Source organism: Thermosulfurimonas sp., from assembly GCF_015491435.1.
In the GTDB taxonomy this organism is placed as follows: domain Bacteria; phylum Desulfobacterota; class Thermodesulfobacteria; order Thermodesulfobacteriales; family Thermodesulfobacteriaceae; genus Thermosulfurimonas_A.
Genome location: NZ_WFVX01000039.1, coordinates 1 through 7,802, shown reverse-complemented (window position 1 = coordinate 7,802; position 7,802 = coordinate 1). Strand labels below are relative to the sequence as shown.

The window sequence follows — 7,802 nt, the reverse complement described above, 5'->3', positions numbered from 1 at the left end:
CCTGGAGCTGGAGCTCCAGGTTCATTTCCGGGGCCGTGAGTTCCAGGAAGTCGGTTACCGCCGGGCGCAGGATGGCCAGAGCCATACGCCGGGCTCCGATGAGATAGGGGGAGAAGACCCGGTTGGCCCCGGCCTGTTTGAGGCGTTTGACCACGTTGTCCTCATCGGCCCGGGCCATGATGAAAAGACGCGGATTCAGACTGCGGGCGGTAAGGACGATATAGACGTTGTCCGCATCCGCCCGAAGCACACTCACCAGCCCCCGGGCTCGCTCTATCCCCGCCTTGAGCAGGACCTCCTCGTGGGTGGCGTCCCCCTCCACGAAGAGGAATCCCTCGGCTTCGATCTCGCGGATTACCTCCGGATCCCTTTCGATGACCACGAAGGGTATCTCCCGGGCGATGAGATGACAGATGTGTTTGCCGATGCGTCCGTAACCGCAGATGAGATAGTGATCCTTGAGCTGGGCAATCTTCTTTTCCATCCTCCTTCTCCCGAAAAAATTATAAAAGACCTGGGCCAGGACGATCTCGCTTACCACCCCGATGGCGTAAAAAAAGAGACCGGCTCCACCGAAGGCCACCAGAATAGCCACGATCCGCCCGGGGACGGTATGCGGAACCACGTCCCCGTAACCCACGGTGGTAAGGGTAATAAGGGTGAGGTAAAAGGCTTCGAAAAGGGGTTGGTGTTCAAAGAAGGAGAACCCCGCCACCCCCAGGATGATGATCCCGCACAGCAGGGCGAAGCCGAGACCGATACGTCTCAGGGTAAGCATATCGGCGATCTATAATCTCAGGGACTGTTCGAAGAGTTCATAGATCCGGCGCAGGTCCTCCCGATAGTTTTCGGTAAGATGGAGGTGAATCACCGGCCGTCCCACCTCCTCCAGGGCCCGAAAATCACCGTAAGCCTGGGCAAACTGGAGATCCCAGAAGGTCACTCCTTCTCCGGGAATGACCTGCTCGGCCCGGCGCCCCTTGCGGGTGAAGATGATGAAACGGCCGGAGATGGTTCCTCCTTTGAAGAGCTGCCCGGTGGAATGGAGATACCGGGGACCGAAACCGAAGACCGTGCTGCACTGTCGGCGGCCGCGTACCAGGGTGCGAAGATCCCGGAAGATCTCCTCGATCTCCGGGTCCGGAGGAAGATAGGCCAGGAACCCCACATAACCCCAGGGCGGCATCTCCTGGAAGAACTTTTTGATCAGGGCGGTAAGACGGGGGTATTCGATCTTGGCGGTCTCGGCGTAAAGGAAACCGAGGCCCGAGTCCTCGTCCAGATAGAACTCCACCGGGAACTCCCCGGTCTTCTCGAAGGTGTCCAGGATCTCCCGGGTTTTTTTCTTGGCCCGTACCACATCCGGTTCATCAAAGGGGTTCACCCCCAGCAGAGCCCCGGAAAGGGCCACCGCCAGTTCCCAGCGCACGCACTCGGCGAAGATCTCGTAGCGATCCTCGAGAAAATAGGTCTTGAGCTCGAAATCCGCTTCCTTTAAATCGGAGAAGAGTCGGCGATAGAGGTTTTCGCGCCCCCGGAGCCCCAGATAGACGAAGTATCGATCCGGCCCGTAAACCGTGGGAGACCCCGGGCTTTCTCCTACGATGGGGATGATCCCGATGAACTGTTTGCCCAGGCTCTCGGCGATAAGCTGTTCCAGCCACAGGGCGAAGGGTCGAAGCAGGGGGTCAGCCAGGATGGTGAGCTTGTCCTTTCCGTGGATGAAGTGTTCCACCATGTACTGGGCCAGCCAGGCCGAAAGGTTATAGTCCCAGGGAAGCTCCGGGGAAGAGGCCTCAAACATTTCCTCTGCCGCGGAGAGGGCCCGCTCCAGATCAAGCCCCATGAGGGCCGCCGGCAGGAATCCCACCTCGGTTAAGGCCGCGTAACGTCCGCCCACATCCGGGGGATGGTGGAAGATCTCGAGGAAACCCTTTTCCTGGGCCTCGGTCTCCAGCGGGGACCCCGGATCGGTGAGGGCTACAAAGTGGGGGCCCGGAGAAAGACCGCGTTCCTCGAGTTTGTGCCAGAAGTAGCGATAGTGAGAAAGGGTCTCCACCGTGGTGCCGGACTTGCTGGCGATGACAAAGAGGGTCTTCTCCCAGGGGATGGTCGCCTCCAGTTCGGCGATGGTCTCCGGGTCGTTGGTATCCAGTACCGTAAAGCGCGGGTAACCCTCCTGCGGACCGAAGATCTGGGATAGGGCCAGGGGGAAAAGGCTGGAGCCCCCCATGCCGCACCAGACGATCTCTGCGAATTTTTCGCGCACCTCCTCGGCAAAGGCTCGAAGCTCAGTAAGCCTTTCGCGCATTCTTTCCGGAGCCTTTACCCAGCCCAGGCGGTTGGCGATCTTTTCGGCTTCCTCCGGTTCCTCGGTAAAGGCCAGAGGATCGGCGGCGAAGATCCTGGCCACCAGTTCCTGTTTTTCCTCCTCGCTCATGCGGGTGGGCCGACGAATCTTGGGCTTTTTCATGGGTTCCTCCCCTTGGGATTTCCTTATACCTAACATAACCCGGGGAAGAGAGGAAGAAGCGAGGCTAAAATCGACGACCGCGGTAGCCGCGGGGGGTGATCATCCAGGGGCCGAAGAAGAAGGTCCGGGAGTTCCCGACGATGACCGTGGTCTGCATGTCCACCTCTTCCTCCGGAAGGCTCTCCAGGGTGGAAAGGAGTACGGTTTCTCCGTCCCGCCCGGCGGCCTTTACGATACCCACCGGGGTTTCCGGGGCTCGGTACTCGAGGAGGATCCTCCGGGCCCGGGACAGATGTTCCGGACGACTTCGACTGCGGGGATTGTAGAGCACGATCACGAAATCCGCCTCTGCCGCGGCCCTCAGACGGGCTTCGATGGTTTCCCAGGGGGTGAGACGGTCGGAGAGGCTAACCGCCGCAAAGTCATGCATCAGCGGGGCCCCCAGACGGGCGGCGCAGGCATTGGCCGCTGAAAGCCCCGGAATGATCTCTATTTCCACGGGCCCGGAGAGCCCCTTCTGGGAGAGAAGCTCCAAAACCAGGCCTGCAAGCCCGTAAATTCCCGGGTCTCCTCCGGAGACAAGGGCCACCCGGTGTCCGGAAAGGGCGAGCTCCAGGGCTCGCTCGGCCCGATCCACCTCCCGGGTCATGCCGGTGGAATAGACCTCTTTTTCGGCGAGAAGATCCCTTACCAGTTCCAGATATTTTCCGTAGCCCACCACATGGGTGGCCTCGCGGAGGGCTCGCCGGGCCGCAGGGGTCATTTCTCCCGGGTCTCCGGTCCCGATTCCCACCAGAAAGAGCCTTCCCGGGCTTCGACGGGCCTCGGCCACGGCTACGGTGACCTCCGGGGTCTTTTCCTTGGAGACCAGGAGCCTTGCTCCCGGGCCTGCGGCAAGAAGGGCCGCGGGTTCGGCCACGGCGAGAGCCCCCACCGCCTCCCGGGCCGCCCCGGAGATCGATAGCCTGGCCTCTCTTACCCGGCGCGAAAGTTCCTCCGGGGAAAAGGGAAAGATGGAAAGGCGGGCCTTACGGCAAAAGGCAAGGAAACCCTCCTCCCGGGCCTTGGCCTCCAGGGTCCCCACTCCACGAAGGGCTTGAAAGAGGAGCCGGTTTCGGGAAAGGGTTTCCTTTACCGCTCTTTCTATGGCCTCAGCCGGGGTGCCGCGGTTGAAACCCAGGCCCAGATAGAGCACCCGGGGGACGGCAAGAAGCTGGGAGGGAGAAAGATCCCGCTGACGGTAGGAGACGATGAGGTCCGCTTTCTCCGGTTCGGGCACCTCCTCCCAGACCGCGGGAAGGGGCAGGGGGTATTCGCGGAAGACGCGAAGTCCTCCCCGGGAAAGATAACGGGCGGTAAAGGCAGGAATCCTTTCCGGGGGAAGAAGTATTGCCTCGGCTTCCTCGGCCCAGAGGTCGAGGGCCGGTAGATGGTAAAGATCGCTGGCGGTGGTGATCACCGGTTCCGCCGGGAGGAGCCGGGCTATTTTGCGGGCCAGGGCATTGGCTCCTCCCAGGTGTCCGGAAAGAAGGCTTATCACCCAGCGTCCGGTCTCGTCCACCACTACCACCGCCGGGTCCTCCTGTTTATGACGTAGAAAGGGGGCCACGGTGCGCACCGCGATACCGCAGGCGGAAACGAAGACCAGCCCGTTACCCTTCTCCCAGAAGGAGGAGACCTCCCTGCGGGATAAAGGGCGGATCTCGGAGGAAGGGAGCCGGGTGGAGAGTTTGGCGGCCAGTTCGTGTCCCCGAGCGGTGGCCGGAAAAAAGATGATCTTCTGCAGGCGCTCCCCGGACATGCCTAGCTTTCGGAGTAAAGTCTGGAGCGGGTTTCCTGGGGTTTCCGGGCACAGCCCACGGCCTCTCCCACGTAGATAAGTGCCGTGCGACGGATCCCGGCCTCCCGGATGAGGCGGGAGAGATCCTTCAGGGTGCCGTAAAGGATGCGTTCCTCCGGAAAGCCCAGTTTTTCCGCCACTGCCACCGGGGTTTCCGGGGGGAGCCGGGTAAGAAGGGTTTTCTGGATGGTTTCGGCCCGGGAGACGGAAAGGAAGAGCACCAGGGTGACATCCGGGCGGGCGAAGTAGGCCAGGTCCTCGGGACTCGGGCCCGGAGTATGCCCGCCAAGCCGCGTAAAGACCACGGTCTGCACCTTTTCCGGGATGGTGAGCTCGATCCCCATGCGGGCGGCCCCCAGGGAGGCCGAACTTACCCCGGGAAGGACCTCGAAGGGAATCCCCCGGGCCTTGAGCAGGGCGATTTCCTCGTTGAGGGCGCTGAAGAAGGCGGTGTCCCCGCTGTGAAGACGGGCCACGGTCTCGCCTCTTTCGGCGGACCGGACCATGGCGTCTATGATCTCCTCGAGCTGTTTTCCGTGGGAGTCAAGGAGTCTGGCCTGCGGGGAAAGCACCCGGCGGAAACCCTGGGTAAGGAGACTTCCGGCGTAAACCACCAGGCGGGCCTCTTTCAGGACCCGCAGGGCCTTGACCGGAAGATAGTCTGGATCTCCGCAACCGGCCCCCAAGAAATAGATCATGCCCGGCATTTTACCCCTCATCCCCCTTCCGGGCCACCCTTCTTTCGGCCCGAAGGACAAAGACCGGGTTTTCCGGAGAGAGGAGGGTGTGGCCGGAGAGCCTTCGGGAACGGAAGACGGAGATCTGGGCCACCTCCAGGTCGAATCCCTGGCGGGAGAGGATTTTTTCGGCACAAGAGAGGTTTTCCAGGGAAACCAGAGTGAGGACCAGGGGACCGGGGAACTCAAGGGAGGTGCAGAACTCGAGTATTTCGGCCAGTCTTCCCCCGGAGCCTCCGATGAAGATCCGATCCGGGGCGGGAAGGCTGTGAAGGGCCTCCGGGGCCTCACCGGCGATTACCTCCAGGTTGAGGAGCCCGAAACGCCTGCGATTTTCCAGGAGGTAGTTCCGTCTTTGAGGGTCGCGTTCCACGGAAAAGACCCGGAGGAGGGGGTGGCTCCGGGCCGCTTCCGTGCTCACCCCTCCGGCCCCGGCTCCCACATCCCAGAGGACCCCCCGTTACGGGAGTCGCAAACGATGAAGCACCACCGCCCGCACCTCGTCCTTGGTAATGAGCCCCCGGGGATGGAGGATCTCCGTACTGGAGAGACCGAACCCCCGGACGAGTCCCGGACCCTGGTAGATAAGGAGTACCAGGTTGGGAGAGGCGAAGGTTTTCCTTTCCGCCTCCCGCAGTTTCCATTCCCGGAGTCTCTCCCCGGAAAGCCCCACCCGTTCGGCCACCAGAAAGCGCAGGTCCTCCTCCGGGACCCGCGGGGCGAGATAGGCGGCTATCTCCCGGGGGCCATGATCTTTATCCGTAAACACACACACCTTCCCGTGGCGACGAAGGAGACCCGGAAGGTCGGAAAGGGCAAATTTCCGGGGGGTTTTGTCTCCTCCGTGAAGGCTTAAAAAGAAGAAATCCTCCCAGGGGAGTTTGAATCTGGAGAAGGCGAGTTGGGGAAAACTTACCGCGGGGAGGATCTCCACGACCCCCGGGCCGAAACGTTCCAGAAGTACCCGACCCGCGCCAAAGAGTAGAGGATCGCCGCTTACTATAAAGGCCAGGCAAAGTTCCTGTTTTTTGGCGGCTTCAAGGAGGGTCAGGGCCTCGGAAAACCGGCGGTAGGGAAAAAGTTTTTTTTCTTCGGAAGGAGATAAAAGTTTGCTTACCGCAGGAAGGAGGTTTTCGGAGACCAGGATCTGGGAGGCGGCGGAAAGGGCTTCCTTTGCTCCGGGGGCGAGGGTTCCCTGCGAAAAGCCGATCACATACACTTTGAAATTCCTTCCGGGGAGGGTCATATCAGTCCTCAAAGACGATTTCCCTGCGGTAGTTTACCAGGACTATGCGCGGGGAAAGACCCGGGGCGAAGCCCCGAACGAGCTGTTTGACCCTTTCGGCCACCTTCCGGAAGACCGGGGTCCTTATTTCCGGGGGAAGTTTTTCCAGGGCCAGGAAGACCTCCCGGGCGGTATGGAAGGAGGAGGTTTCGGGGAAGAGATCGTTAAAACCCAGAGTGCGCAGGAGGTCCACCGCTTCCTTTCCCCTGAGGACTCCATGGCGTACATGGGTGGTGAACCCGTAGGGTTCCGGGACCCGGGGCGGATTTTCGGCCACCGCCGCGCATTTGAGAAGTTTGGCCCACTGGCCGCAGAGCCAGACCCGGCGGAAGCCGAAGGCCTGGGTGCGGCGCAGGGCGAATTCCACGAAGTCTCCCATGAGCACATAGGCCTCCTCGGCGAGGCCGTAGTGTCTTTCGTGGGCCATCTCCGAGGTTCTTCCGAAGGAGAGTACCACCTCGGAGAGCCCCACCGCCCGGGCCACGGAAAGGGAGGCCTCGATGGTGGCTAGCCAGGCCTCGGAGGAGAGGGGTTTTACGATCCCGGTGGTCCCGAGGATGGAGAGCCCGCCCACGATCCCCAGCCGGGGGTTGAGGGTCTTGCGGGAGAGTTCCTCCCCTCCGGGGACGGATACGGTGATCGCAAGCGACCACCGCCGACCGGAGAGGGCCTCGCTTACGGCCCGGCGAATCATTTCCCGGGGTACGGGATTTATGGCCGGTTCCCCGGGAGGTATGGGGAGTCCGGGTTTGGTCACCCGTCCCACACCTTCACCGGCCAAAAGGTGTATCTCGCCCCCTTCCTCCCGCATCTTCTGCACCTCTACCACCACTTCCACTCCGTTAGTTATGTCCGGGTCGTCGCCGGCGTCCTTGATCACCGAGGCCCGGGCCGTGTCGTTCTCTCTGCGGACGTCTTTTACCGGAAGGCTTCGGCGTTTTCCGTCCGGAAAGGGGATCTCCACCTGGGAGGGGGGTTCTCCCAGCAGGGCGAGGACCGCGGCTTTGGCCGCCGCTGCGGCACAGGCCCCGGTGGTGTATCCGGTGCGCAGTTTACGCCGTTTCATGGGCCAGGCGGAGGAGGGCGTTTAACGCTGCGGCAGCCAGCCCGGAGCCCCCGCGCGAACCGTAATTGGTGAGATGAGGGAAGGGGCTTTGCGCGAGAAGGAGCTTGGCCTCCGCGGCCCGGACAAACCCCACCGGAAACCCCACCACCAACACCCGGCGGGGTTTCTCCGTGAGGACCCTCAAAGCGGAGAGGAGGGCCGTGGGGGCGTTCCCCACCACCACGATCCCGACCTCGGGGTGTTCGCGCAATAACCGTTCCATGCCCCAGGCCGTACGGGTATATCCCGGAGGAGGGGCTCCGGCCTCTCTTACCGCACAAAGGACCCTTCCTCCCAGGGCCGCGAGTCTTCTGCGGTCGATCCCCGCGGCCACCATCTCCACATCGCAGACCACCCAGGCC

At 62.1% G+C, this 7,802-nt stretch carries 8 protein-coding genes; all 8 read right to left on the bottom strand.

Annotation, left to right across the window (positions count from 1 at the left end; translation table 11 throughout):
- The coding region (locus F8J34_RS01640) for a potassium channel family protein (protein ID WP_297055852.1) at positions 1–778 on the bottom strand (778 nt) is incomplete at its 3' end.
- Positions 779–787: 9 nt separating this feature from the next.
- Positions 788–2,473 carry a phosphoheptose isomerase gene (locus F8J34_RS01635; protein ID WP_297055851.1) on the bottom strand — a complete coding sequence of 562 codons (1,686 nt, stop codon included), beginning with the start codon at positions 2,471–2,473 and terminating at the stop codon, positions 788–790.
- Between the two features lie 64 nt (positions 2,474–2,537).
- On the bottom strand, positions 2,538–4,274 hold the full coding sequence (gene cobJ, locus F8J34_RS01630; protein ID WP_297055848.1) for a precorrin-3B C(17)-methyltransferase: 1,737 nt from the start codon (positions 4,272–4,274) through the stop codon (positions 2,538–2,540).
- A 2-nt stretch (positions 4,275–4,276) separates the two neighbouring features.
- A complete protein-coding gene (locus tag F8J34_RS01625) occupies positions 4,277–5,032 on the bottom strand; it encodes a cobalt-precorrin-4/precorrin-4 C(11)-methyltransferase (RefSeq protein ID WP_297055847.1) in 756 nt (251 codons plus the stop codon).
- Positions 5,022–5,492 carry a hypothetical protein gene (locus F8J34_RS01620; RefSeq protein ID WP_297055844.1) on the bottom strand — a complete coding sequence of 157 codons (471 nt, stop codon included), beginning with the start codon at positions 5,490–5,492 and terminating at the stop codon, positions 5,022–5,024. The genes F8J34_RS01625 and F8J34_RS01620 overlap by 11 nt, the downstream gene beginning before the upstream one ends.
- 18 nt (positions 5,493–5,510) lie before the next feature.
- Positions 5,511–6,269 carry a precorrin-6y C5,15-methyltransferase (decarboxylating) subunit CbiE gene (cbiE, locus tag F8J34_RS01615; protein ID WP_297055841.1) on the bottom strand — a complete coding sequence of 253 codons (759 nt, stop codon included), beginning with the start codon at positions 6,267–6,269 and terminating at the stop codon, positions 5,511–5,513.
- A 28-nt stretch (positions 6,270–6,297) separates the two neighbouring features.
- On the bottom strand, positions 6,298–7,401 hold the full coding sequence (gene cbiD / locus F8J34_RS01610) for a cobalt-precorrin-5B (C(1))-methyltransferase CbiD (RefSeq protein ID WP_297055838.1): 1,104 nt from the start codon (positions 7,399–7,401) through the stop codon (positions 6,298–6,300).
- A partial coding sequence (locus F8J34_RS01605) for a precorrin-8X methylmutase (RefSeq protein WP_297055833.1) occupies positions 7,388–7,802 on the bottom strand: 415 nt, incomplete at its 5' end. The genes cbiD and F8J34_RS01605, both read right to left, overlap by 14 nt.